21 protein-coding genes are annotated in these 26,459 nt (G+C 39.1%); 16 read left to right on the top strand and 5 right to left on the bottom strand.

Going from position 1 to position 26,459, the window contains the following annotated elements; all coding sequences use genetic code 11:
• Positions 1–25: 25 nt before the first annotated feature.
• The 6 genes from VB691_RS25390 (at position 26) to VB691_RS25415 (ending at position 7,769) form a co-directional block, all read left to right on the top strand.
• Complete coding sequence (locus VB691_RS25390; protein ID WP_323294318.1) at positions 26–952, top strand: sensor histidine kinase; 927 nt, start codon at positions 26–28, stop codon at positions 950–952.
• A gap of 265 nt (positions 953–1,217) precedes the next feature.
• Positions 1,218–1,682 (top strand): DUF4174 domain-containing protein, encoded by a 465-nt coding sequence (locus VB691_RS25395; RefSeq protein WP_323294319.1) that lies wholly within the window; start codon positions 1,218–1,220, stop codon positions 1,680–1,682.
• Positions 1,683–1,688: 6 nt separating this feature from the next.
• On the top strand, positions 1,689–3,008 hold the full coding sequence (locus VB691_RS25400; protein ID WP_416245542.1) for a YcjF family protein: 1,320 nt from the start codon (positions 1,689–1,691) through the stop codon (positions 3,006–3,008).
• Positions 3,009–3,128: 120 nt separating this feature from the next.
• Positions 3,129–5,042, top strand: a complete 1,914-nt coding sequence (locus VB691_RS25405; RefSeq protein ID WP_323294320.1) for a GTPase family protein — start codon at positions 3,129–3,131, stop codon at positions 5,040–5,042.
• A gap of 275 nt (positions 5,043–5,317) precedes the next feature.
• Positions 5,318–6,256: an aldo/keto reductase gene (locus VB691_RS25410; RefSeq protein ID WP_323294321.1), complete on the top strand. Its 939-nt coding sequence runs from the start codon at positions 5,318–5,320 to the stop codon at positions 6,254–6,256.
• 1 nt (position 6,257) lies between these two features.
• Positions 6,258–7,769, top strand: coding sequence for a cryptochrome/photolyase family protein (locus VB691_RS25415; protein WP_323294322.1), 1,512 nt, complete (start codon positions 6,258–6,260; stop codon positions 7,767–7,769).
• 377 nt (positions 7,770–8,146) lie between these two features.
• Here VB691_RS25415 and VB691_RS25420 read toward each other — a convergent pair whose 3' ends face one another.
• Complete coding sequence (locus VB691_RS25420; RefSeq protein WP_323294323.1) at positions 8,147–8,578, bottom strand: hypothetical protein; 432 nt, start codon at positions 8,576–8,578, stop codon at positions 8,147–8,149.
• A gap of 420 nt (positions 8,579–8,998) precedes the next feature.
• Here VB691_RS25420 and VB691_RS25425 point away from each other — a divergent pair, with 420 nt between their 5' ends.
• The 3 genes from VB691_RS25425 (at position 8,999) to VB691_RS25435 (ending at position 10,937) form a co-directional block, all read left to right on the top strand.
• A complete protein-coding gene (locus tag VB691_RS25425; RefSeq protein ID WP_323294324.1) occupies positions 8,999–9,580 on the top strand; it encodes an Npun_F5749 family FMN-dependent PPOX-type flavoprotein in 582 nt (193 codons plus the stop codon).
• 116 nt (positions 9,581–9,696) lie between these two features.
• A complete protein-coding gene (locus VB691_RS25430) occupies positions 9,697–9,990 on the top strand; it encodes a hypothetical protein (RefSeq protein ID WP_323294325.1) in 294 nt (97 codons plus the stop codon).
• A 233-nt stretch (positions 9,991–10,223) separates the two neighbouring features.
• Entirely contained in the window at positions 10,224–10,937 is a 714-nt protein-coding gene (locus tag VB691_RS25435; protein ID WP_323294326.1) for a glutathione binding-like protein, read from the top strand.
• Between the two features lie 16 nt (positions 10,938–10,953).
• Here the strand turns inward: VB691_RS25435 and VB691_RS25440 are convergent, their stop codons facing one another.
• Positions 10,954–11,121, bottom strand: a complete 168-nt coding sequence (locus tag VB691_RS25440) for a metallothionein (protein WP_323294327.1) — start codon at positions 11,119–11,121, stop codon at positions 10,954–10,956.
• A gap of 176 nt (positions 11,122–11,297) precedes the next feature.
• Here VB691_RS25440 and VB691_RS25445 point away from each other — a divergent pair, with 176 nt between their 5' ends.
• The 7 genes from VB691_RS25445 (at position 11,298) to VB691_RS25475 (ending at position 19,056) form a co-directional block, all read left to right on the top strand.
• Positions 11,298–11,735 (top strand): hypothetical protein, encoded by a 438-nt coding sequence (locus VB691_RS25445; RefSeq protein ID WP_323294328.1) that lies wholly within the window; start codon positions 11,298–11,300, stop codon positions 11,733–11,735.
• 81 nt (positions 11,736–11,816) lie between these two features.
• Complete coding sequence (locus VB691_RS25450) at positions 11,817–16,019, top strand: DEAD/DEAH box helicase (RefSeq protein WP_323294329.1); 4,203 nt, start codon at positions 11,817–11,819, stop codon at positions 16,017–16,019.
• Positions 16,020–16,222: 203 nt separating this feature from the next.
• Positions 16,223–16,651: an excisionase family DNA-binding protein gene (locus tag VB691_RS25455; RefSeq protein WP_323294330.1), complete on the top strand. Its 429-nt coding sequence runs from the start codon at positions 16,223–16,225 to the stop codon at positions 16,649–16,651.
• Positions 16,652–16,664: 13 nt separating this feature from the next.
• A complete protein-coding gene (locus VB691_RS25460) occupies positions 16,665–17,234 on the top strand; it encodes a PIN domain-containing protein (RefSeq protein ID WP_323294331.1) in 570 nt (189 codons plus the stop codon).
• A gap of 111 nt (positions 17,235–17,345) precedes the next feature.
• A complete protein-coding gene (locus VB691_RS25465) occupies positions 17,346–17,783 on the top strand; it encodes a DUF29 domain-containing protein (protein ID WP_323294332.1) in 438 nt (145 codons plus the stop codon).
• Between the two features lie 241 nt (positions 17,784–18,024).
• On the top strand, positions 18,025–18,495 hold the full coding sequence (locus VB691_RS25470) for a helix-turn-helix domain-containing protein (protein ID WP_323294333.1): 471 nt from the start codon (positions 18,025–18,027) through the stop codon (positions 18,493–18,495).
• Positions 18,496–19,056 (top strand): PIN domain-containing protein, encoded by a 561-nt coding sequence (locus tag VB691_RS25475; RefSeq protein WP_323294334.1) that lies wholly within the window; start codon positions 18,496–18,498, stop codon positions 19,054–19,056.
• A 158-nt stretch (positions 19,057–19,214) separates the two neighbouring features.
• On the opposite strand, the gene VB691_RS25480 is transcribed toward VB691_RS25475, so the two are convergent.
• The 3 genes from VB691_RS25480 to VB691_RS25490 form a co-directional block, all read right to left on the bottom strand.
• On the bottom strand, positions 19,215–20,297 hold the full coding sequence (locus VB691_RS25480; RefSeq protein ID WP_323294335.1) for a hypothetical protein: 1,083 nt from the start codon (positions 20,295–20,297) through the stop codon (positions 19,215–19,217).
• A gap of 121 nt (positions 20,298–20,418) precedes the next feature.
• Positions 20,419–24,183, bottom strand: a complete 3,765-nt coding sequence (locus VB691_RS25485; RefSeq protein WP_323294336.1) for a DUF3987 domain-containing protein — start codon at positions 24,181–24,183, stop codon at positions 20,419–20,421.
• 1,369 nt (positions 24,184–25,552) lie between these two features.
• Positions 25,553–26,434, bottom strand: coding sequence for a hypothetical protein (locus tag VB691_RS25490; RefSeq protein WP_323294337.1), 882 nt, complete (start codon positions 26,432–26,434; stop codon positions 25,553–25,555).
• Positions 26,435–26,459 lie beyond the last annotated feature (25 nt).

The following is a 26,459-nucleotide window of genomic DNA, read 5'->3' on the forward strand; positions in this document are numbered from 1 at the left end:
TCAGAAAAAAGAGAAATAGAAAAATATGACTTCTGATTTAGGGAAAGAAAACGAACGATTAAAAAAGCTATTAATGGCGAAAGAACGTCTAGCGTTTCTTGGAAAGATTTCACCATTCTTACGTCATAAATTAGTTAATGAATATTGTTGGATTCGGACTAACCTAGATTTCATTGAAAAGGCTCTTGAAGAGCAAGAACAAGCTCTACAGCTAATGAGAGCAATGGTAGACGACGAGCAATATTCGGAAGACGAAGTTGACGAGAGCCTAGAAAAATTTTATGATGCTAAAAATAAAATCAAAGGCTCTATTCAAAGCATAAGAGAACTTGTCAAAAGTTGTCTTAGTTTAGGGGAACCTTATTTGCCTTTTACCATCAATGAAATTTCCGATATCTCTGTGGGATTTGAGTTATTTGATTTCAATAAATTTTTAGAGAATTGTTGTTTTCTGAGTCGCTCCAATTTTCGGGAAAAGGATTTTAACAATCCTCTTAAGGTAAATTTAATCATCAATTTTTCGGAGAATTTGCCCCTATTTTGGGGGGTTCAATCTTCGTTAAGGTTGGTCTTTATGAACTTAATTGACAATGCTTATGAAGCTATAGAAGAAAAATATAAAAACCATCAATTTCTGGATGAAACCCCAAAAATTTCAGTAGAAACTATCTACAAAAAAGACTGGATTGTGGTTAAGATAAAAGATAATGGGATAGGAATTGAACCACAATTATTAGAGAAAATTTTTGAGCCATTCTTTTCAACCAAGAAAAAATATGTACAGGCAGGGGCCGGATTAACTTTAAGCAAAAATTTGTTAAAAACTGACTATAATGCCACGATTGAAGCTAGTCTCATAGCAGGATTTACAACTTTTACCGTAAAGTTTCCCTTAGTTTGCTCCCTTGAAGCTCATCAAGAATTAATAGATGGAGAAAGCCAAAGGATTTGAGTTCAAATTCCCGGATACTTGTCCGTTTACTTTTGAACAAATACTTGAAGATGGATGGTATCCTGCCTAAATTAAAAGAAAAATCAAGCGACTGATTCGGCATTTTGAGCCTCATTTTCTTCTGGATTAGTCTTCTACTTTCTCTCAAAGACTTGAACATTTGCCCCTTCTAATGAATAGGTGATAATTAAGCTAAACTAGAGAAGAAGAAAAAACTTCCAAAAACTGGCCTCCTGCCTTTTAACTCCTGCCTCCTTTGACAATCATGTATAAGAAAATCTGGACATTGATAACGATTCTCGGACTGATGGGAAGTAATCAACCGTCGGTCAAGGCGGAGAATGATCCCCTAGCTCCGTACCGTTGGCAAAATCGACTTCTGTTAGTGTTTGCCCCTAAAGTCAAGGATGACCGCTTAGTCACCATAAAACAGAAACTGGCCGAGGCTCGATGCGAGTTTGATAGCCGAGATTTGCTCTTAGGTGTGTTGACGACGGATGCGCCCAACATTGTGGGAAATGAAACCCTTTCTGCTTATGATGTGGCAGCATTGCGGGCCAAGTATGGGATAAAAAGTAATCAGTTTGCCGTGATCCTCATTGGTAAGGATGGGCAACCCAAGTCTCAACTGTCTGAAGTCCCCGAACTGGAGCAGATTTTTGGACGTATTGATACTATGCCAATGCGTCAAGACGAAATGGCCAATAGTTCCAATTCCTGTAAATCCTAACCTATAATGAATCAATCACCAAATAATGACTTACCATCAGACGATTTTTTACAGGATAATGAAGTCACTTTGGACAAAGGTGATGACCTTCTTGAGCATCCCCAAAAAAATCAGATCACTAATTTTTGGCAATCCACAACAAACTTAATTAAAGATAGGTTATTCTTTAATAAAATCCCTCAATGGTTTCAGGTAAGTGAAGTACAAATAGCGGAAATATTAGAAACCGTTCGAGAAAAATTACCGACCACCGAAGCGATTCTTCTTGGTAAAACCCAATCGGGAAAAAGTTCAATTGTTAGAGGATTAACCGGGGTTTCTGCCCAAATTGTTGGTCAAGGATTTCGACCCCATACCAAGCATACCAACCAATATACTTATCCCAATGATGACCTTCCTTTGCTCATTTTTACGGATACGGTGGGACTCGGAGATGTTCAACAAAATACGGATTCTATTATTCGAGAATTAAGGGAAAACTTACAACAAGCAAATCATCGGGCTAGAGTGCTAATTTTAACAATTAAAATTAATGATTTTGCTACCGAAACTTTAGCTGAAGTCGCCCAAGAATTACGGCAATTATTCCCGAAAATCCCTTGTCTTCTCGTGCTGACTTGTCTTCATGAAATTTATCCTCCCCAAAATCAAGACCATCCCCCTTATCCCCCTGAATTTGAAGACATTAATCGTGCCTTTAATCATCTCAAAGAAGTCTTTAAGGGACTCTATGATCAGGCCGTTTTGATTGATTTTACCTTAGAAGAAGACGGCTATACCCCTATTTTTTATGGCTTAGAAGCCCTCAGAGATACTATAGCGCAACAGTTACCTGAAGCGGAGTCTCTGGCTATTCATCAACTACTCGAAGGAGAAACCACAAAAAAACTTGGCGATCTTTATCGAGATGTCGCCCGTCATTATATTTGGGCGTTTTCCGTCGTTGCAGCCACAATAGCGGCGATTCCCTTGCCTTTTGCCACTATGCCTGTCTTAACCGCCTTACAAGTCTCTCAGGTGACGTTATTGGGGAAATTGTATGGTCAAATTTTAACTCCTTCACAAGCAGGAGGGATTGTGAGTGCGATCGCCGGAGGATTTTTAGCGCAATCTATTGGACGAGAATTAATTAAGTTTATCCCAGGTTTCGGCAGTATTATCGCTGCGTCTTGGGCAGGGGCTTATACTTGGGCTTTAGGGGAAGGAGCTTGCGTTTATTTTGGGGATTTAATGGGGGGTAAAAAACCCAATCCTGACCAAATCCAAGCCGTGATGCAAGAGGCTTTTAAAAAGGCTCAGGAAAGGTTTAAAAAACAGGGTTCTTAATCAAAAAAAATAGGGTATCATGGGAATTATCCCCGTATAGTAGGCGCAAAATAGTACATTGATTTTAGGCAAGTTAGATTAAAATAAACATTGTTATTGAGGGGAATTTTACCAAGAAATATGATGAGATTTAAAGCTTGGCAATGGTTAATAATAGCCAGTCCTCTGGTTATTATTGTTAGTTTTATTATCATTGCTGGCGGACTACAAATCCATCAATGGGGAATTAATTGGATTTGGGGTGTTTTTATTTTGCTGTTGTTGGGTTGGCGTTGGTTATTAGTCAAATGGACTCAACCGATGGAACAGCAACTGGAAACTTTGATTAGTCAAGTTACTCAAGAAATTGATACAGAAAAAAACAAATTTGCAGCAACTATTGAAGATAAAGAAACTCTAAGTAAAATTGAGATAGCTCTCAACGAGATTATCAAAGAAACACGCAATGATCCTCCGTTTTGGGAAGACTGGACCACCTTTTGGCAACGCTGTCAAAGCTTAGTTGGTGCGATCGCTCAAATTTATCACCCAGAAATCAAATATCCCTTACTCAATATCTATATTCCCCAAGCTTACGGGCTGATTCGGGGAACGGTCGATGATCTTGATCGTTGGATGCAGAAACTCTCCCCAGGCCTCAATCAAGTCAGTATCGCCCAAGCTTATCAAGCATACCAAGTGTATCAAAAATTAGAACCTAATGCCCGTAAATTATGGCAGGTTTGGAATTGGAGTCAATGGCTATTAAATCCAGCGGCCGCCTTAGCCAGACAAAGTAGCTTAAAGTATACGAAAGAAGCCAATCAGCAATTATTGGTGAACTTAGGGCAAACTTTTCGAGAAGTCGCTTTAAAAACCCTTGCTCAACAAGCGATCACCTTGTATGGTGGCAAAAATCTTCTCTCGTCTGATTCATTTTCCCCTAAAACCCAATCCCTTCCTACCTCCAAAACCGAAACCTTACGGGACATCATTGCCAAGGCTAAACCCATTACAGAAATTGAAGCAAAACCCGTCAATATTCTCTTAGTAGGACGCACAGGAGCGGGCAAAAGTAGCCTCATCAACACTTTATTTAACACAGAACGGGCTGAAGTTGATATTTTGCCCAATACCGATAATTTTGCAGCTTATCACTGGGACAGTCTCACAGGAGAAAGTTTAACCCTTTGGGATACCCCTGGTTATGAGCAAACCTCTCGCCCTGAGTTTCGGCAACAAGTTTTAGACTATTGTACAAAAGCTGATTTACTCTTATTAGTGACACCCGCTCTAGATCCTTCCTTAGAGATGGATCTGGCCTTGATCAAGGCAGTTAAATCCGATGTGGCTGATTTACCCGTGCTTGCGATTGTCACGCAAGTGGATCGTTTACGGCCGATTCGTGAGTGGCAACCGCCCTACAATTGGCAACAGGGAGTTTTACCCAAAGAAGTGAGTATTCGAGAGGCAACAGTCTATCGAGTACAAGTGTTTGGGGAACAGAGCAACCTAGTTTTACCTATTGTTACCCGTGATGTGACTCTAGGGCGAGACAGTTGGGGTATTGAAGCCTTAACCACTGCCTTATTAGAGTCCATTGAACCCTCAAAACAATTGCGTCTGGCTCGCTTTTTACAAGAACAAGAAGCCCGTTCTCTTGCGGCGGCTAAAATCATTGAAACCTGTACCTTAAGACTGAGTACCACCCAAGGGGTGACAGCTTTATTAAAAAGTCCTGTACTTCAATTTATTTCCACCTTAACCACAGGCTCTCCCACCTTAGCATACTTATTAGCCGAACAAATTCCTGTTGAACAATTACCCATTGTTGTCGGAAAACTACAAATGGCTTACGAGCTTTTCTGTTTGTTTAGCTCGGATGAGTCTACTCTTCGAGAGTTTGATTTGTTATCTTTATGGCCTCTACTCTTAGATAATTCTGGGTCAATTCAAGAAAATGCCTGGGCTTTTGGTCAAGGGTTGGTGGAATTTTGGACTCAACATCTTACTGTTGAACAACTTAGAACAAAGGTTAAACAATATGGGATGTAAATCGACTGTAAAAAGCCTTTAAATTTTGTAATTCCCTATCACCCAACCCCTGTCATCTGATAGAGAAAGGGTTTTCACCTTAACGAGCGCGGGATTCGACTATAATTATTACCAAACAATTAGGGAATACAACAGCGAAGACTATAGCTTTTCGGGATATATAGATAAAAAAATCACCAATTAGCCGATTATTCTCGTGATTTAGTTGTGTCCCTGAAATTCCACTGAAGCCAAAAACCACTAAAATTGCAGCAATAACCATCTATTAAAAAGTGATGCAAACTGTAACATTCGCAGGACAATTGACCACTCCTGCCCTCGGCATAGGAACTTGGGCTTGGGGAGATGCTCTTTTTTGGAGTTATGGCAAAGATTATGGACAATTAGAGGTAGAAGCCGCCTTCAAAACCGCCATTGAGCAGGGAGTCACTTTTTTTGATACAGCAGAAGTCTATGGCTTCGGAAAGTCAGAAAAACTCATAGGACAGTTTCTAGCTTCAAATTCAACCCAAAAGCCGGTACAAATTGCCACCAAGTTTTTCCCCCTGCCTTGGCGATGGAATCAACAATCGGTTAAAGATGCCCTAACTGCTAGTCTTGAACGTCTACAGGTAAAGCAAATAGCCCTCTATCAAGTCCATTGGCCCTTTGATTTTTTCTTGGGACAACAGGCATTAATGGAAGCATTAGCCCAAGAAGTCCATCAAGGAAGGATTCTCACCGTAGGAGTCAGCAACTACTCCGCCGAACAAATGACTCAAGCCCATCACTTGTTAAAAGAACAAGGAGTTCCTTTAGCCGTCAATCAAGTGCGTTATTCCCTCTTATCTCGACAAATTGAGAGCAATGGGGTTTTAGAAACAGCAAAACAACTAGGTATCACGATTTTAGCTTATAGTCCCTTAGAACAAGGCTTATTAACCGGAAAGTATCAGGTTAACAGCGCGACTCGGCCAGAGGGAGCAAGAAAGTTAGATTCTCGCTTTAGTCGTCAAGGATTAGAAAAAATTGTCCCTCTGTTACTCCAACTCGAACATCTGAGTCAAAAATATCAAAAAACCCCCGCACAAATTGCCCTTAACTGGCTCATTAGTCAAGGAGGTGTGATGCCCATTCCTGGAGCCAAAACAGCCGAACAAGCCCGTCAGAATGCAGGAGTATTAGGTTGGCAGCTATCACAAGAAGATTTTACCGAATTAGCGCAAATTAAGTAATATGAGAACGGGTATTTGGGTTTTAGGCGATCAACTTTGGATGGGACAAGCAGCACTTAATAGCTGTGAACACGAAAAAATAAACACACCAGTTATCATAATTGAGTCACACAATTATGCTCAAAAGCGACCCTACCATCGCCAAAAATTAGTTTTAGTTTGGTCAGCAATGCGCCATTTTGCGGCGGAGTTACGCTCAACAGGATGGCTTGTTACCTACTCGATTAGTGATGACTTTGAAACCGCTTTATTAAACTGGATTAAGGAAAATAGGATTGATGAAGTACGAATCATGAGTCCCAATGATCGTCCTTTTACTCAGTTAATTAATAATTTACAACTTGGCTGTTCAATTAATCTTATTCCTAATAATCATTTCCTCTGGAGTGTAACAGAATTTAAGGAATGGGCTAACTCTCGCAAGCGTCTATTATTAGAAGATTTTTACCGAGAAGGACGCAAACGATTTAATATTTTAGTTGAGGAGAATAAACCCATCGGAGGGAAATGGAATTTTGATCAACAAAATCGTCAACCCCCTAAAGGCAAACTCAAAACACCTCAAGTATTGTGGTTTGAACCCGATGAGATTACTAATTCAGTTATTGAGGAAATAAAAGCACTTTCTTGGACGAGTTATGGAGAAATAGAACCTTTCAAATGGGGGGTAAGTCGCTCGAATGCAAAGACAATTTTAGAGCATTTTATAAGGCAATGTTTGCCCACATTTGGCCCTTATCAAGATGCCATGATAACAGGAGAGAATTCTCTGTGGCATAGTCTGATTTCTCCCTATCTTAATTTAGGATTACTTACCCCAATTGAAGTGATTGAAGCAGCACAATTAGCTTATTTTGAGAATAACTTAGACTTAAATAGCGTTGAGGGATTTATTCGTCAGGTGTTAGGATGGCGCGAATATATGAACGGTATTTATCATTATGTTGATGAAGATTATCGAGAAAGTAATTGGTTTAATCATAATGGGTCCCTACCTAATTTTTATTGGCAGAGTTCTCAAACCGATATGAACTGTCTGCATCAAGTTCTCAATCAAGTGGAAAAAACAGGCTATGCTCATCATATTCAGCGATTAATGGTGCTGAGTAATTTTGCCTTAATTGTCGGTGTTTCCCCCCAAAAAATTGAGTCTTGGTTTCAGGCGGCTTTTGTGGATGCCTATGATTGGGTAATGGTTCCTAATGTTATAGGAATGGGGCAGTTTGCAGACGGAGGAATTTTAGGCTCTAAACCTTACGCATCTTCGGCTAATTATCTTAATAAAATGAGTGATTATTGTGGAAACTGCGTCTATGATTATAAGCAAAAAATAGGAGAAAAAGCCTGTCCTTTTAACTTTTTTTATTGGGATTTTCTTGACCGTCATCAAGAGCAAATTAAATCCCTTGGGCGGATGAATTTTGTTTTAGGACATCTAAATCGACTCAAAGCTGAGGAAATTAACGAAATTAGAGCTTTAGCTGTCAATTGGAGAGAGAATAATTGCCGTTAATTCTAGCAAAAAGTTTAGCAATTAATTAAGAAACTTAAACTAAAAAATATAGAAATTATGTTTAGTATTATTATGATAAGATAAGTTAAACTCAGATCTTGCACCATTACCAAAAAGGTCAGAAAACCCCATTTTCAGGGGCTGAAACCAAGCATGACTTCGTTGCCATTTGCCTCTAAATCGGGTTTTCAACATTAAGCACAAGATCTGATTAGGTGCAAGATCTGAGTTAAAATGCAGTTAAAATCTGTTTGATTATCCAAAGACAAAAATATTTGTCGAAACTCTGCCTTCTCATCAACCTAGAAATTTATAAGTGGCAGTTTTTTGGGCGGAGAGAAAAGGAATCTTATGTTTAGAAAAACCCCCCAATATCCCTAATTGAGAAGATTACCATTTGAGCGTTCGATGTTATCTTGATCTTCACGAGTCACTTGAGTGTCTTGTAAAGTTCCGTAACGTTTTCTCAAATATACTGCACGAATTTCCTGAAGTCTTTGCAGAAACTCCCTTGGGTTATCTTTTCCTTGAGTATCAAAAAAGAGTACCCCGTTTCCGTGGGCATAATATCCAATGTACTTGGGGCTTTGCATCCATGTCCCAAAAGAAGCCATTGAAAACCAGACTCCGCTCCGAACAAGAGTTTGCCAAGTAACATTATCCCGAAAGAAGAAGCCGTAAAGCTGGAAAAAGAGCAAGAACACAAAAAATAAACAGATCATTAAATAGAGACGGGAAGGATTCCAAACTCGAATAATTTGCTCAGGAATATCTTCATAAGGAACTATGGATTCGTGAGATATTAACACCCCTCGCTCGATATATCCCACACCGTTAGAAAGAAGGGCGTTGCTTAATCGAGGTATAAAAATAAAAATTCAATAATCTGAAATATTGATCACTTAAGAGTTTAGCGGTCTCCTGAAGGGAGTGCGGCTGCACCGCAAGTAAATAGAAATCATACCCACAATCAGCAACGCCGAAAGAAGCTCCGCCTCGATGCTCAAAAACCCTCGTCTTTGCTTGATTTTCATGGCTACAATTGTTCGATTATTGCCTAACTTTAAAAGGGACTAGAATTATTGTTTCTTATTTTTATTATTGATTATACAAAAAAAAATTGTCCTAAACAGAAGAAACTAGGAGCAATAAATAACTAATGATTAAGGGATTAAGTTAAACTGGTGAAAATAATACTGAATTTTAATCTTCAACAATATCCAAGCCCTATGAATGATAATTTAGCTCCTTGGCGAACCCTTTTATCTGCTTCTCTTCACCGTAATCGTAGTCAACCTTCGAGTCGCTATCTTCAATTAGCTACCGTAACCCTTGAGGGAAAACCCGCCAATCGTACTGTTGTCTTTCGTGGCTTTTTAGATCAGACGAATCAACTTCAAATGATAACCGATAGTCGTAGCTCCAAAATCACCCAAATTTCCGAGCAACCTTGGGGGGAAATCTGTTGGTATTTTCCTCGAACTCGTGAACAATTTCGTTTGACGGGACAATTAACAATTCTTACAGAAAACTCTCCTAACCAAGAGGCAAGAATTGCTCTTTGGCAACAACTTTCTGACTCAGCTAGACAACAATTTACTTGGCCAAGTTGTCAAGAGCCTTTTGTTGACAATAATTCTATCTTTTCTCAATTACCACCTTGCAAAAATCAGCCTTTAGCTAATTTTTGTCTATTACTATTTGAACCAGATAAAGTTGATCATCTAGAATTACAAAAAAAGCCTCATCATCGACACATTTATTATTTAGATAATCATCAGAACTGGATGAGTAAAAAACTGAATCCTTGATTTTAATTGGAGTAGATGATTGTATTTTTTCCATTATTTCAATATTCTGCTATAATCAGGAAACAGTTGTTTAAGCTTAAACAACATTAATTTAATCCGTAATTGCCGTAAAATCAGTGAACTGGTATTTAGTAACAGTCCGTCCCAACAAAAGAGATTCATTCTTAAAGCAGTTAGACTTTGCCATTGAAAAAAATCAGTTAGCAGAAATATTTCTCTCTAAAATTTCTCCGACAGTTCCAATGTACAAAGACATGGTATTAATGGAAGTCAGTAACTTAAAATCAGCCCCAACTCATCTAAGGGAAATTGAGCATTTTCAACGGATAGAATCGAGAGCTTTATCACCAGAAACAAGTGGCGCAGTTTCTGGGGAAATGATAAAGAGAGAAATGTTACAGATAATATAATAAGTTATGGTTAAGATAAGTGCCTAAGCAAAATTAATTACACATTTTAAAACACGACTAAAATCCCTGTATTCCTCTGATGTTGCCAGATGTGGCGTTGTCTGTTGCCTCTCTCAACTAGCAAATTAATTTTGCACGAATACTTATCTACTTCACTATTTATTCTGTTCCTCTCCCTTCGGCGGTTCTCGATAATTGTCTATTGTACATTTTTGAATGGAGCCATCTAAATCATGATTAAACTTTACTACTGGCCAACTCCTAACGGTCACAAAATTACCATTTTTCTCGAAGAAACGGGTCTAGAATATAAAATTATTCCCGTTAATATTGGAACAGGGGAGCAATTTCAGCCCGATTTTCTCAAAATTTCTCCGAATAATCGGATGCCCGCCATCATCGATCAAGCCCCAACAGATGGAGGAGAGCCGATTTCTGTGTTTGAGTCAGGGGCGATTTTATGGTATCTGGGACAAAAAACGGGTCTTTTTCTTCCGTCTGAAGAGCGCAAACGAAAAACCGTTCTAGAGTGGCTATTTTGGCAAATGGGAGGACTGGGACCGATGGCAGGACAGAATCACCATTTTAGTCAATATGCTCCCGAAAAGATTCCTTATGCTATCGAACGCTATGTCAAGGAGACAAATCGGCTTTATGGGGTATTAAATCGGCAATTAGAGGGAAAAGAATATATCGCGGGAGAATATTCAATCGCTGATATGGCTTGCTATCCTTGGATTGTGCCTCATGAAAGACAGCAACAAAACCTAGAAGATTTTCCCCATTTAAAGCGATGGTTTGAGACAATGCAAAAGCGACCGGCCCTCATCAAAGCTTACTCAAAAGCTCAACCTTTTACCAGTCGTCCGACAATTACAGAAGAAAGTCGAAAAATCTTGTTTGGACAGACGGCGCAAACCCTTGAAAAACAGGGGGAAAAGCCCTAATAATTGGGGATTGAGCTTATTCGTGACAGTGGCAGTTAGGATGACCACAGCCTGTGCCATCAGGATGTCCCTCGGCACAAGCGACGCTACAATAAAGCATCCGGAGTTTTTTGACAGCCGACTCAAGGGAGACGGAACAGGAACACTTCGGACAAGCACATTTTTCGAGGGTTGCTACAGCCATTTTAATTATCCTAGTTTCTTTGAAATATCTACTATTTTAGTTTAAGTCCGAAAATACTAGGCCACAGCTTGCCCCAAGTAACGATTAAAAAAATTGGAGGTAATCACGATTAACCCTTGACGATTTGGTTAGTGGCGGTTTATATTATAAATAACCGCCACTAACTACTTTTTCTCATGGCCACTGAACTCGAACTTAAAGTAAAAATTGCCCAAATTAAAGGTTCTGGGGAGATTGCTCCCCAGAATACTTGGATTACAAGCTATAACGTCAACAAGAACGGCAAAAAGTATACCTACTATCGTTTGATGAAGGCTGACCCCTCTCGTACTAAAGGCAAAGTGAGAGGCAAAATGGTTAAGTATCTGGGTTCATCCCATAGCAAGGAGTACAAAAAAATGCTTATGGCTATCACAAGGCGAAATCAACTCCAGCAATTACTTAGACAGCTTGATTCTTTAGAAAAAGAAGTTAGTGGCGGTCAACCGAAAAAGAGACAGAACCAACCGCCACTAACTACCTTGGTGGTGGAACTGATGACACAAATACAAGACCTGCAAACCCAGTTAAGACAACTTCAGGAAAAAGTTGAGCAGCATTGGGGCTTCTCTTAACCTAAAATAAACCTAATGGGTGTTTTGCTGGAGGTGAATGCGGCTAAACTGCCTAAAAACAATTTATAAAAGTCTTGCCTTATGCCTAATGATTCTGCTAAAATGCGTCAAAAATTAAGCGAAATCTATGAGAAAGAAACCGCGATAAATCAACAAATTATCCAATTATTATCCATCATTTATGAGCCAATTACCCGCACCGCTTTTCTAGAATGTTTTCAAGGGACAGGCCATAAAGATGAACAAGGAAAAGCCTACAATAATAAAACCTTAAAAGTTCTGATTGATCATTTATTAAAAAGACGTTTATTGGTCGAATCTGAGGAAAAAAAGCTGATTTGTAATCCCCTGATTGTGGAAATAGCGACCAGAGATAGTATTAAACAAAATACTTTTGAACAATTGGTTAGTATTATTGCTGAAAAAATTCCCATTAAACGACGCTCTTGGGGCAATCAAAATCGGCAGTTTGACAGCGAACAACAACTGATTAGAGAAATCAGGATTGGGATTTACGGTCAGGATTTAGAGTTTATTGAAGAACAGATAAAAGACTATAAAGACCAACACTATAAGAATGATTTTTCTCTAGAAACCGTTATGGAATTAGTTTTCACTAACCCCTTTGACGAAGAATGGTTTTGTCGTTTACCTCAACTCCTATATGAACAGAGTTTAATTAGTATTATCACGAAGGAATTTGTAAGTTTAAACCCCGTAGATGACTTTTTTGAGTTATTAGAGAAAACCTGTGCCGGAGAAATCAAAGAAAGTTCAGATTCTTTACAATTACTGTTGATTGAACAACTCATTATCAGAAATCGACTAGAAGCAGCAGAACAACAATTAAACTCCATTTCCCTTTCTCCAGAACGCTATTACTTACTCTCACTATATTTCGGCTTAATTTATTTCATTCAAGGCAACTATCAAGAGTCAATAAATGCTTATAAAAACGCACTTAAAGGCTTTAAGCAACTAACGAGAAAACGCAAGATTTATTTTGACCACTTCGCGGGACTTTTCTTTATTTTAGCATTGATTAAAGACCAGACATCCGAGTCCCTAAAATTAGCAGAAGAGGCTATTACTATTGTAGTGCAACAGGGAAAAATTCTCTCATCAAATAAAACAGCTTACCAATATTTAGAGCAAGTCATATCCCTGGTATCAGGAGATGTATCAGTCCAAAATGATTGGGATACAAATTACTTACCAACAAATTATAGTATTGCTTCGTTATTAACTTATTTTTGTTGTTATTGGTTAAATCCAGAAGTCGCTAAAAATCGTTTGCCGAAATTATTAAATAACTTTTTTAATCAAACTTATCATGCAGGTTATTATTGGTTGGCATGGGAAGCCGGACAACTGCTATTACGTCTTGAACCAGAAACAACAAGTAAGAGATATATCAACCAATTAATTCCTCCTAAAAACTCAATTCCCCTAGTTGAACTCATCCAATTAGAAGAACCTTGGCAACTCAGTTTAAATGCTTTAATTAATTTTAATCGCAACCAGACACCTCCGGTCAATAGTCCTCAACCTTCCAAACGCTTAGCCTGGTTTTTAAGCTTATACCAAAAGAGTTGGTCATTAAAACCAAAAGAACAAATTGTGACAAAACAAGGAGGGTGGAGTCAAGGTCGTCCTATTGCTTTAAAACGCTTAGCCAGAACGACTGGAGAATTTGATTATCTAACACCTCAAGATTTAAAAACCTGTGCTAAAATCAATGTTCGTGACAGTGGTTATTATGGGGATGTAGAATATATTTTCGATGAAGAAGCCATTATCGAATTAATTGGACATCCTTTCATTTTTTGGGAGAATTCTCCTCAAACTAAAGTTGAAATTGTCAAAGCAACCCCTGAATTATTAGTCAAAAAAAGTAGTAAAAAAGAGTTAACATTAAAACTTTCGCCCCCTCTTTATCAAGTTGATTCTCCCCTGGTTTGGCAAGAGACTCTAAATCTTGTCAAAGTCTTAATCATTACTCCAGACTATCAACAAATTGCTAAAATTTTAGGTAAAAAGAATCAATTAAGAATCCCCATTTCTGCTCAAGAACAAGTCTTAGCTGCTATCAATACTATCTCTAGTTTATTAACAGTTCATTCTGATATTGGAGGAGATATTGTTGATGCGATTGAAGTGGAAGCTCAACCTATCCCTCATCTTCAATTATTACCCAACCTAGAAGGCTTAAGCGTCAGAATTATGGTGTGTCCTTTTGGTCAAGGAAAGTCTTTTTATCAGCCTGGAAGTGGTGGAGAAACCGTCATTGCTGAAATCGATGGTAAACGTTATCAAACCACTCGTAATCTCAAACAAGAAAAAAAATTAGTTGAGTCTCTTATTAATAATTGTCCTTCTTTAAATGCTCAAAATAATCTCACAAATCTCTGGGAATTTGATGACCCTGAAGACTGTTTAGAATTGCTCCTACAATTACAAGAATGCAAGGAACAAGTGGTGATTGAATGGCCGGAAGGGGAAACTTTTAAGGTGACAAATGCCGCTAGTTTTGCCCAGCTAAAGTTAAATATTAACGGCAAAGAAGATTGGTTTGAAGTGACAGGAGAATTAAAATTAGATGAAAGTTTGGTATTAGAATTACAACAACTTCTAGACTTATTAGAGAAAAGTCCTGGGCGTTTTCTTCCCCTTGGTGATGGACAGTTTTTAGCCTTGACTGACACTTTTCGTCAACGCTTAGACGAATTTCGTCTCTTTTCTGAAAAACAAAAAAAAGGACGCAAACTTCATCATTTATCTACCTTAGCTTTACAAGATTTTTTCTCGGAAATTCAAGATTTAAAGGCTGACCAAAAATGGCTGGAACATTGTCAAAGAATTCAAAAGATGACTGAGTTTATTCCTCGTCTTCCTGGGACGTTTCAAGGGGAATTAAGAGACTATCAATTAGAGGGTTTTAATTGGTTAGCTCGTTTATCTTTTTGGGGGGTTGGTGCTTGTTTAGCTGATGATATGGGGTTAGGCAAAACCATTCAAGCTTTGGCGGTAATTCTGACTCGCGCTAATCTTGGCTCTACTTTAATTATTGCCCCTACTTCGGTTTGTTTTAATTGGATTAATGAAGCAGTAAAATTTGCTCCTACTCTTAATCTTATTTTATTTGGCAGTGGTAATCGTCAGGAAATTTTAGATAATTTACAACCCTTTGATGTCTTAATTTGTAGTTATGGTTTATTACAACAAGAAACGGTGTCGGAAATGTTGGCAAAAGTTACTTGGGAAAATATTGTGTTAGATGAAGCTCAGTTTATTAAAAATATTACGACTAAACGTTCCCAAGCTGCTATGACTTTACAAGGGAATTTTAAGTTAATTACAACGGGAACTCCTATTGAAAATCATTTAGGAGAATTATGGACTTTATTTCGCTTTATTAATCCTGGTTTATTGGGTTCTTTACAGCATTTTAATCAACGTTTTGTTAGCCCCATTGATAAGTCAGATCATAAACTGATTCATCAACAATTAAAACGCTTAATTCAACCTTTTATTTTACGTCGAACTAAAACTCAAGTTTTATCAGAGTTACCCCCTCGCACTGAAACGATTTTATATGTGGAATTAAGTCCTGAAGAAATGGCTCTTTATGAAGTTTTGAGAAGAGAAGCTCTTGAACAATTAACTGATAGTGAAGATAAGGGGGGACAAAAACATTTACAAGTCTTAGCGGCTTTGATGAGATTGCGTCGTTGTTGTTGTAATCCGAGTTTAATTTTGCCTGATACTGCCTTGAATAGTTCTAAATTAGAGTTGTTTAAAGAGGTGATTGATGAGTTACGAGATAATCGTCATAAGGCTTTAGTTTTTAGTCAATTTGTTGACCATTTAACTATTGTGAAAAACTATCTTGAACAGGAGAATATTTCTTATCAATATTTAGATGGTAGTACCCCCATGAAAGAAAGACAACAGCGTGTCCAAGCTTTTCAGTCAGGGGAAGGGGATGTGTTTTTAATCAGTTTAAAAGCGGGGGGTACGGGGTTAAATTTAACGGCTGCTGATTATGTGATTCATTTAGATCCTTGGTGGAATCCTGCGGTTGAAGATCAGGCAACAGATCGTGCTTATCGTATTGGTCAAACTCGTCCGGTTACTGTCTATCGTTTAGTGGTTAAAGATACGATTGAGGAAAAAATTGTTCAATTACATCATCAGAAACGGGATTTGGCTGATAGTTTACTTTCAGGTACTGATGTTAGTGGTAAAATGTCTACCTCTGAGTTGTTAGATTTAATGAAATAATTAGGTTAGAGATAGCGATTTAACAGAAAATCCCTCTTGATGCTCATTTTTGATTTTTTGGGCTTTCTTTTTTTCTTCATGAATAATGCAGGTTAGACGGCGATCGCTATTTCAACGTTTGAGTTTTTTTTGTTTATTTCGTTCATTTCGTCTATTTCGTTCATTTTGAGTTAGAATAGGAGAGTGAATAACTTGAAACCATTATGACAGTATCTCTCCCTCCAAATGTAGAAGAAATTGCTCAAAAATCTAGTCAACTTCTTGCTTCAATTTCTCCGAATTATCCAACTTGTGAACTTAAAATTAATGAGGAACAAACTATCACGATACCTAGTAATATTTTACCTCAGTTAACTGAGATTTTACACCAGATTGCCCAAGGAAATAAGATAAAAATAGTTCCCATCAAACAAGAATTAACAACTACAGAAGCCGCTTCAATTCTTAACGTTTCTCGTCCTTATCTAGTTGATTTACTTGAATCCGGAAAAATTCCTTTTCGTAAAGTCGGAGTCCGTCGTCGTATTCTCTACCAAGATGTAATGGCTTATCAAGAAAATGTTGATGCTCAAAGACGAGAAACTTTAGCCGAATTAACGGCACAAGCACAAGAGTTAAAAATGGGCTATTAAAACTAATAGAAAAATGGTGAGTCAATTAATTGTTGTTTATGACGCTTGTGTTTTATATCCGGCTCCTTTACGAGATTTGTTGATGTGGTTAGCACTCTCTGGTTTATTCCAGGCTAAATGGACAGAGAAAATTCACCAAGAATGGATTTCAAATGTTCTCAAAAATCGTCCTGATTTAACTTTGGCCCAACTGAATCGTACTAAGGACTTAATGAATCGCCATGTCAGAGATGCACTGGTAAACAATTATGAATATTTAATCCCTACTCTAACACTTCCTGATCCCAATGATCGTCACATACTGGCAACGGCAATTAAGGCTAAAGCTTCCTTGATTATTACTTTTAATCTCAAAGATTTTCCTTTCTCTATTCTCAAAAATCATCAACTAGAGGCCATTAGCCCAGATGAGTTTATTTTAGAATTAATCGACATCGATGAAAAGGCAATTATTCAAGCAGCTACCCAACACAAAGATACCTTAAAAAATCCTCCTTTTACTTTCAATGAATACTTAGAAAGTTTGACGAATCAAAGATTAGTTGAAACGGCCAAAGTCTTAAGGAATATTTTACCCAATTAATGGCAATACGAAAAAGAATTTATTGTGGTTAACCTAAAAGATAATGGAATGGGAATTGAACCACAATTATTAGATAAAATTTTTGCACCCTTCTTTTAACGGAGGAAAAACATGACGAGTAACTTATACGACGAAGATTACAACCTGTGGTCAGACCAACAGATTGCCGCCTTAAAAAATCGAGATGTTGACGCACTTGACTGGGACAATTTAGCGGCAGATTTAGACTATCCAAAGTATTGGATTGATCATCATTTAGTCATGGTGATCAGTTCTTTGCTCGAACTTTATGGCGACTTTAATGCCGAAGATTTTGAGAAATACCACTGGAAAACTTTTGTAGATACTAACCGATTAATGCTTAATGGAGTCTTAGAAGATTCGCCACATTATTATGATAAAATTAAGTCCGCTATTCCTAGAGCTTATCTGAGTGCTGTTAATTTAATGGAACGTCATGGGAAAGCCAAAGGATTTGAGTTCAAATTCCCAGATACTTGTCCGTTTAGTTTTGAACAAATACTTGAAGATGGATGGTATCCTGCCTAAATCAACCGTTTTATCCAGATAAATTCTGTTTTATTCGATGGTTGAAATCCCCAGGAGTTGTGGAATTTTTAAAAGTGTTTGTTGAGCCAACATTAGGCAACAGATTCTGCATTTTGAACCTCATTTTCTTCTGGGTTAGTCTTCTGCTTTCTCTCAAAAACTTGAACATTTGCACATTCTAAGATCACCACTTAAAGACTTGTCTGTTACACTTATTACAGTTAAACAGAAAATCAGAACAATGAAAGAAAAAGTCAAAGAGTCAAATTTACCCGTATTTGAGGCTAACCTGGAGAATCCAGACCTTTTGCGCCTAGAAACCCTCTTAGAAAATGCCCATCCCAAGCTAGTGGGAGTAGATGGCGAAGAAGTCTTCTTGCCAGAGTCAATTTATCAAATTTTACGTCAAGTAACGTCCTTACTTGCTCAAGGAAAAGGTGTTACTCTCGTTCCTCAAGATCATTATCTTACCAGCCAAGAAGCTGCTAATTTGCTCAATATTTCCCGTCCTTACCTTTATACTCTCTTAGATAACCAAGAATTTCCCTATATCTTGATTGGAACTCATAGAAGAATTAAAGTCGAAGACATCTTAGCATATAAAGCCAAAAGAGATAGGGATCGCCGACAAACCTTAGCGGAGTTAATCGAAGCGAGTCAAGAATTAGGGTTTTATGAAGCCGAAGCATCCGATAGTCAGGAGAAAGAATAAATGGCTGTTTTTGCTGTTATTCTTGACTCCTGTGTGCTTTATCCCATGTATTTACGAGATACCCTTCTGTGTGCTGCCGAAGCCGGACTTTATCAACCTCATTGGACAGAAGAAATTTTAAAAGGTGCATTTCGTAATCTGATCAAAGATGAAAGAATAACCCATCAAAAAGCAGATTCCCTTGAAAAACTGCTCAATAAAGCTTTTCCCGAAGCCATGATCCAAATCACACCTAAATTAATTCCTTGTATGGATAATCACGAGGGCGACCGCCATGTTTTAGCGGCGGCCTTAATTGCTAAAGCACAAGTTATTGTCACCGATAACTTAAAACATTTTCCTGCGTCTTCCTTAACCCAATTTAGAATAGAAGCGCAAAGTGCCGACACATTTTTAACTTCCTTATTTGATTTATCGCCAGAAACAATGGTCAATGTTTTAAGAACCCAAGTAAAAGGGAAAACAAAGCCAAAATTAACAGTATTAGACTTACTAGACCTATTAAAACATCAGACACCCACTCTAGTTCAGCGTTATCAGACTTCTAATCTAATTAATTAACTATTGGTGATCAGTTCCTTGCTCGAACTGTATGGTGACTTTAATGCCGAAGATTTTGAGAAATACCACTGGAAAACTTTTGTAGACACAAACACATTAATGCTTAATGGTGTCTTGGAAGATTGGCCACATTACTCTGACCTAAATTAAAAGAAAAATCAAGCGACTGATTCGGCATTTTGAGCCTCTTTTTCTAATGGATTAGTCTTCTGCTTTCTCTCAAAAACTTGAACATTTGCCCCTTCTAAAATCACCACACCATCAGGAGAAATCTCGGTAACTTTCCCTGATAAAGCAGCTATCCAACCCTCGAAACTGTCCATCTTTTCAACTTGCTTGGCTAAGGTTTTACGATTAACTTCAGCTTTGACAACAATGCCGTTTTCTCCTGTTATTTCTAAGGTAATTTTTTTGCCTTCTGTTGGTAGCTCTGGTTTTTCAGTAAACTTGACAGTCATTTCGGGTTGTTTGCCATTAAGCATGATAATTGGACTCTCTTTTCTAAGTTGTTCTTGATGGACTTTAGAGCTAGTTTCTGACGTTAAATTAGCAGATTTTTCGGTGTTATTTCTCGGCGTTTTTTGCTTTTGGGTTCGTGGTTTTTTGTCATTAGTTAAAGTTCTTGGCTCCCAAGCTTTTACCATTTCATCTGTGATTAATGTCCCTTGTTTTAAGCTTAGATAATCTTTGTTTCTAGTGCAGAGAATTTCCCAGAATTGTTCGGAAGTTGCGAATGGGGGTAAGTTTCCTTGGATGGTAAGATAAAAGGGTTGCCATGAGGGATGATCTTCTTTACCTACGGGGGGTACTTCGTTCCGTTCTATTCTTAAGGAGAAGGTTTTTTCTTCTATAGTTTGAAGTCGTCCTCTAATTTGAAACAAATCTCTGAAATCTTCAATTTCTTCCCCTTCAAAATTAATTAAAACGGGAAAATTCAGATTTTTTAGGTCACTGGTTAATTGAACTTTAGTGATGATGCCGGATTTAGTTGTTCTAAAATAAATCCGCCAATAAGTATCTTTATTTGGGTTAAACCCTTCCGTTTGTAGAAACCTTTGCCACTTAGATAACAGGATTGATGCGGGCAATGTCTGGCCATCTTTAGTCGTTAGAGTACCTTCTAAAAAGACTCTTTTATCCGTCTTGCAATTAGGACGAAAACTGGCAAAGATGAATCCTCTAGCTGAGAATAATAAGGGCTTTTCTACGGGTTTAAACAGTACCAATTGCCTTGAAGACATCTGAGAAAAACTCAATAGCAACATCTTCTATTTTACCAAAGAATTGACCATTAAAAGTTCAGAGCAGAGTTGATTCTTTAGACACAATATAACAGAGAACGAGTTGGTTCGGAACAGAACTTTAACTTAAGTCATCAAGTAAATTCCCCTGATGGCCCTCAACGGCATCAAGTCCATCCGACACAACTTTTTCAACGAACTGTAGGCAGTCACGACTAACACGGATAGCGCATCGCCAGCCAAGTTCAATGCCTTGTAGCAACCAGACAGAAACCCAACGACGAGATTTTGTAGATTTTGTGGGGTCAATGTAAACCAAGGCCCCAGGTTCAAGGATTTGCCCCTGTAGCTTTTCTTGCGGCCCCACATATTTATAAACATCATGGGAAATAGCGGTGGCAGTGATACCATCAACTTTAATTTGTTGCTCACTGGTTAATTCTTTGTAAGCAGCTTTAGCCTTTGCACCGTGTTCTTTTTGGAGATGCTTAAGTTGCGTCCAGGTTTCACAGGCCAACATCAAGGCTTTTAGTTCGTTTAAGGTGGGAGGCGGTGGCGAGGCGGGTTCCGTGCATTGATTAAAGGTGGCCATGAATCTCGTCCAGTAATCAGGGCAAATCTCGTCTAAAGATGGACAAGAAAGGACAAGGGCTTGGCTTTCTTCGTATAAAGTCATCCACTCATCCTCAGTCTGGTTGACTGCTTGATTTTCCAACTCATCAAGTATTTTGAGTAACCGTTGAAACTCGCTGTTGATCTCGTTATGTGTGACTTGTGACGAAGGAGGAATGACTTCAAGCTCCGCGATAACTGATGGACTATCATTGCAAAAAGACTGGTCAACTCCAGTCACCAATGACTGCTCACCAGTCACCAGTGTATTTTCCTTTAGATCTGAGTCCCCCACTAAATCTGTTTCAACTGTTAACTGATAATTGATCATCTGAGGCAAATTAGTGGTCTGCGTTGATGGCGGGTTTGAATCCCCCATCATACGCCTAGTGACTGTTTCAATGTTGACTGTCACTGGTGACACCGAGTCCTGGAGGGACACCTCTAGGACAGACGGTGACTGGGTTAGCTCTGGTATCGCCTCTGTCACCACACCAGGAAAATTAGAATTCATGCAAGTTTTTACCTTGGCAAAAAATTTATAGAACCGCCCTTTCTTTTCTAAGACCCCTTGACCGAGATGAACCAGTTGCCCTAGCATTTCAATGGTATAGGCTCCCACGTCTCGCCCTAATTCTTTGGCACGTCGCTCTAATTCTTTTACTTTACGATAGATAGCTCTTGGGGTTAAACCTTCGGGATGTTTTAAGGAGAAATCATAGATTTTGAGGAAAATACTACTAATGTCATCACTATCGTTGGCTTTCTCTGTTACCACTTCAAAGCAACTGCGATAATAGCCACAAGCGACCCAAGCTCGTTCTAAGGTATCAATTTGTATTTCCTTTTGATTGCGGTCACGTTCCCAATAACAATCAATAAAATGAAGGGCTAAGGCAATTCTTAACAGTTGAGGCGATAATTTTCTCATCCAGGCTCGGATGGCGGCATTGGGACTTTTTTCCGCTTCAATCCCAATATATTCTACCAGTTGACTATAAAGAGCATCAGCGTCCGAGGAGAGTTTGACCGACCCTGATGCTAACTGGTCTAACCATTGATAAAAGGCGGGGAGAAGATCATTGAGGTATAAATTGCCTTTAATGCGCTTAGCTGGTTTAACTTGGGGTGTAGCATAGAGGATACGAGCTTGCAGTCCTTGGGGGTCATCCGGGCGTTTAAAGGCATCTCGAAAGGCTCCTGGTTGTATGCCTCCGGCAATACTTAAACGGGTTGTCTCCATACTATAGGAGTCCTCATCAGCCTTGACCCGATCCACAAAGGAGCCGTCTCCATCCCACATTTTTAGTAAACATTCTAGCCCTTCATTTTCCCCGCCAGAGGTCTTAAATTGGTTGAGTGACTTAAATAGTCCGGCAATCTCATCTCTGGCCCAGAGAGAGCCATTTAAGCCCTGCTCCGATAATCTTCGCATCACTGCTTGAATGGTGGCCACTTCAAATATATATTTTCTTTGTGGGGTGGGAGGTGGGGGAGATGGCTCATCTTTTGAACACATTTTTTCTAGTTCTTTGTACTCAGCTAGTGCCTCTTTAAACCGTTTAGATTCGGCGTGCTGTAATTTTTTGAGGGGATCTAAGATTACTTTTTCCCCCCGACTTTTCCCGGTGCCAGATTCCCCCACAATGCAAGTCCATAAGATGGCGGGAATCTGATGTGACCCCATGTCAAGGTTGATCCTTTTGCCCACCAAGGATAACAGGGCGGGTAATAAATATTGCAAAAGAGTGACTGGATCTATATTGAGAATCTCCCCGTCATGATTCATGGCATCTGCTAGGGGTTTGGGCAGCAATTGAGCGAGATTTAAGGTTTTGTGGTTTCCTTCAATCAGGTTACTTAGTCGTTGGCGATCTTGTCCAGTTATTTCATCAAACCCACAACGTAGGGATGAAACTAATTGCCAAAAAGCAGTACGACTAACTTGGGATTGTCCGAATATTATATCTAGATAATGTCTTTCTTCATAGTCAACTAAACCCTTTTCGAGCAGTGCGGTGACACTGGTGACAGTCTGGCTAAGGTTGAGTATAACTTGCTTTGAACCGTCACTCTTTCCTGTTGTGTCACCAGTGTCACTCCCCTGTTTGTCCTCAAATTTTGAATGTGTTTTTCCATTTGGACTGGACTTATTATTTGAGCAAATAAGTTTTGGTTTAACCCGAATGCTACGATCTGGTTTAACAACTTCTCGCCAATACCAGCCCCTGATACAAGCGGCTATGCCATCATTACCACAGCTTGGGGATGGGTTTTTCTCATGGCACCATTTAAACCGTTCGTCTTCTTCTGCTGCTGTCATACCGCTACGTTGACAGAATTCATGAAATAATTGCTGTGCTGAATCACTGTAAGCTTGACCAATGGACTGTAAATGTCGCTCAACGGCAATTAATTCTAAGCTTACATTAATCGCGGTATCATTGCGGCCAGAACCTTCGGGGACTCCTGTGGCCACCCACTCCCTGACGGATTTACGGCAACAGTCTAATAAGGGGACTGAGAGGGGAACGGGAACTACAATCTGGTCAGGGTGTCGTGGTAATTGGGATTGTTTAGGAGCCACATCACTGTAATGGGCAGTTGTGGCTACTTCTCTTAACGGTAATTCGTGTTGTTGCTCTGATTCGTCGATCAACATAAGTTCTAAAATCCAATCAGGTGCGATCGCCATCGACCCTTGATCAATGGCACACCCTTCTACCCAGTGATATTGTCCTGTCATCGGATGCACAGAAGGCGGCAAAACTGACTGCAAATTATGCCACCGCAGTTCTAGTAATTCCGCTTTACCATCTTCCCCTGATGTCCCTGCTTTAATTTTCTTCGTGCGAATCGCGTCTTTAAAGGTTTCTGGGACTAGGAATAAATACTGGCAGCGTCCTGGACGACCGGAAGTAAAGGCGACGGTTTTGGGTAAACCTTCACCACTTGATAACTCCTTAATTTTTTCAATGACACTTGGCCCGTCTTGGTCAACGGCCATGATGTAGTAAATTTCATCATTAACAGTGATGGGACGACCCGTGAGTAACCCAAACCCTTGCAGTTGAATTTTTTTGGACTTTCCTTTAATGGGGACTGTAACCCCGCCGTTTTCAATGGCTTCAATGAGTTGGGTGGCACTAAAGGGACGATGTTGCCACCCGTCCCCCAATGGCTGTTTGTTGTTGTTTAGGGGAACCAGAGGTAATTCTACGTTAGTGGCAGCAATGCGACGTAATCCGTTGATTAATTGATTTGTAATGGTCATTGTTCTTTCTCCAGCTTGTTTTCTTTGTTTACTCTCAATACCTGCCTCCTGCCTTTCCACTCCTGCCTTCCGAGGCAGAAGCCTCGGTCATAACTATGAAGATCGCCACTTTATTCTTTTTTTCTCGGACAAAAAGCGACAATAACCCCTGTGCCTATCTCAAAAGGGCCAAGATAGACTAATCAAAGATTTCGATTAAATCGAGAGTCCGAGGCTGAATCTACGAGCGCAGCTATGACCGATGATTTATCCGTGATTAAATTCAGGGACTAACTCATTTTTTTGTGGACAAGATCTTTGGGTCACCCCATCGATGGACGGGACTCCGTTGAGATAACGTTAATTTTTGTTGCGATTCCATTGTTTTCTCCTGATGTGTGTGGTGAACCACCAAAAGAAATGACAACGATAGAGAGAAAGTCTTCTAAATTCGAGCCAAAGATGAGATGACTCAAACCCTTATTTTTCAGTAGTGTTAGGAAATTTGGACAAAAGGATTGCCTATACCGCGATTTTACACTATGATAAAAATATCGCGGTTAAACCTGATTAGCGCTTCAACGCTAATTCACTACGGAAATTTAATTGCTTCCTACTCTCTCATTCGTCACCTCCTTTGGTGTTTGAAGGTTCCAGAGAAATCCAACTTAAGAAGCCCTCTAGATGAAACGCTGTCAAACATCCCCATGCCGACGGCGTTTCGCGGTATAAAGGGCCTCTATTGTCTGAAAATCTCCGAGTGTTCATTGTTAAGCCTGTTGAGACAGGGACTAATTATAGTTTACCTCTAAATCTTCTCTGAGGAAAGAGAAATTTTGTCGGTGAGGAAATTCCCTCCGCGATCTCACTTGTCGCGGGAACTTCAATCCCGTGCATGGGGCCGCCAAATTCCCGAAGGGCAGCTTTGGGGAGGACTTAATACTACTCGGTTAAGAAATAATTGTTAGTTGAGACAAGGGTGGGAAGAGAGGGAAGATGGGGAAGAAGGGAAGATGGGGAAGAAATTAACACTATCCTCCCACACCTCCCACACTCCCCACACCCCGATTTCCAGAACGTTTTTCACCTTAACCGAGCAGTATTGGGGGAGGACTCGAATGAGACTTGGCTCAAAAAAGATTAGAGAACAACAGTCTATTGAGGTGGGTTTGTAGCCGTAAAACGAGTCGAGTCATGGGATAGTTCCCATTAAGTACATCCTAATTTATAGTGGACAAAAAATCAAGAGATTTGGCTAATTAATTTAATTAATAATTTACCCATAAATGAAATGTCATTTCCAGAAAATGGGACAAAAAAACCTCGTTGTTGAGACGGGGTTTTAGGAGCAAGGGTTTTAAGAACAATTAAAAAGCCTAACTAAACTCTATCATCTTATGGCTCTTTTTAACGACTCCCACGTCGTTAATCTTCTGGAAATTTTTACTGAAGATTTCAAAAACCGCCATTGGTCTTTTTTACCCCAATTAACCTTTAACCCATATTTTTGACAAAGTTTAGTCGAGACATCTCCCAAAGCCATGTATTCAAAGAAAACAGCTAACCCATAATCAGATTTAGAGTGCTTCGTCTTATCTAAACTCTTTTCTAAGATAATTTGTGCTTGATGACTTGCGGGATAAATGACCTGAAAATCCCAAGGTTTCCTGACTCCTCCTACATTATAAGCCCAAGCTGTTAATTTATTTTCCTGTTTCCTTCTATTGCCTAATTCGTTAACAATCAGAGGGACACAGTTTAAATTATAGGGAATGATCAATGTTGATGTTTCTCTATTTAATAAGGCTTTAAATTCGAGCTTTGATAAAATATTTTCTTTGACTTTCTGCTTAATTTTGTACTGATGAGGTTGATTGGCTTTTTGAACATCAAAAGGATTAAATACAGGTTGACTAACCTCGGTTAAATACCACCATAAGATATCAGAAAGCCCACCCAAACCTTCAGTTAAAAAATAACGATAAAAAGCCGCCGAACGTCCATATTCATCTTTACCACTCGTCGCCACTGCCATGACTGACCATGGTTGTTTTTGCTCTTTTACTTCTCGACCAATTATCGCTGGTTTGGAGTGGGAATCTCCTTCAGAAACTTTAAATAATTGATTAGAAATTGCATTTTGAACCGCCGAGGGTATCTCTGATAAGGTTGAGTTCATATACCCGGTAAATCCTGTAGAAATCCAGTTATCAGGAGAGCCTTGTACATTAATTCCTGTGCTAAATTCGTGAATGTCAATGTAATTAGACATAGTTACTACAAGAATCCTTAATGCT

Origin of the sequence: Crocosphaera sp. XPORK-15E (assembly GCF_034931425.1) — a bacterium.
In the GTDB taxonomy this organism is placed as follows: Bacteria; Cyanobacteriota; Cyanobacteriia; order Cyanobacteriales; family Microcystaceae; genus UHCC-0190.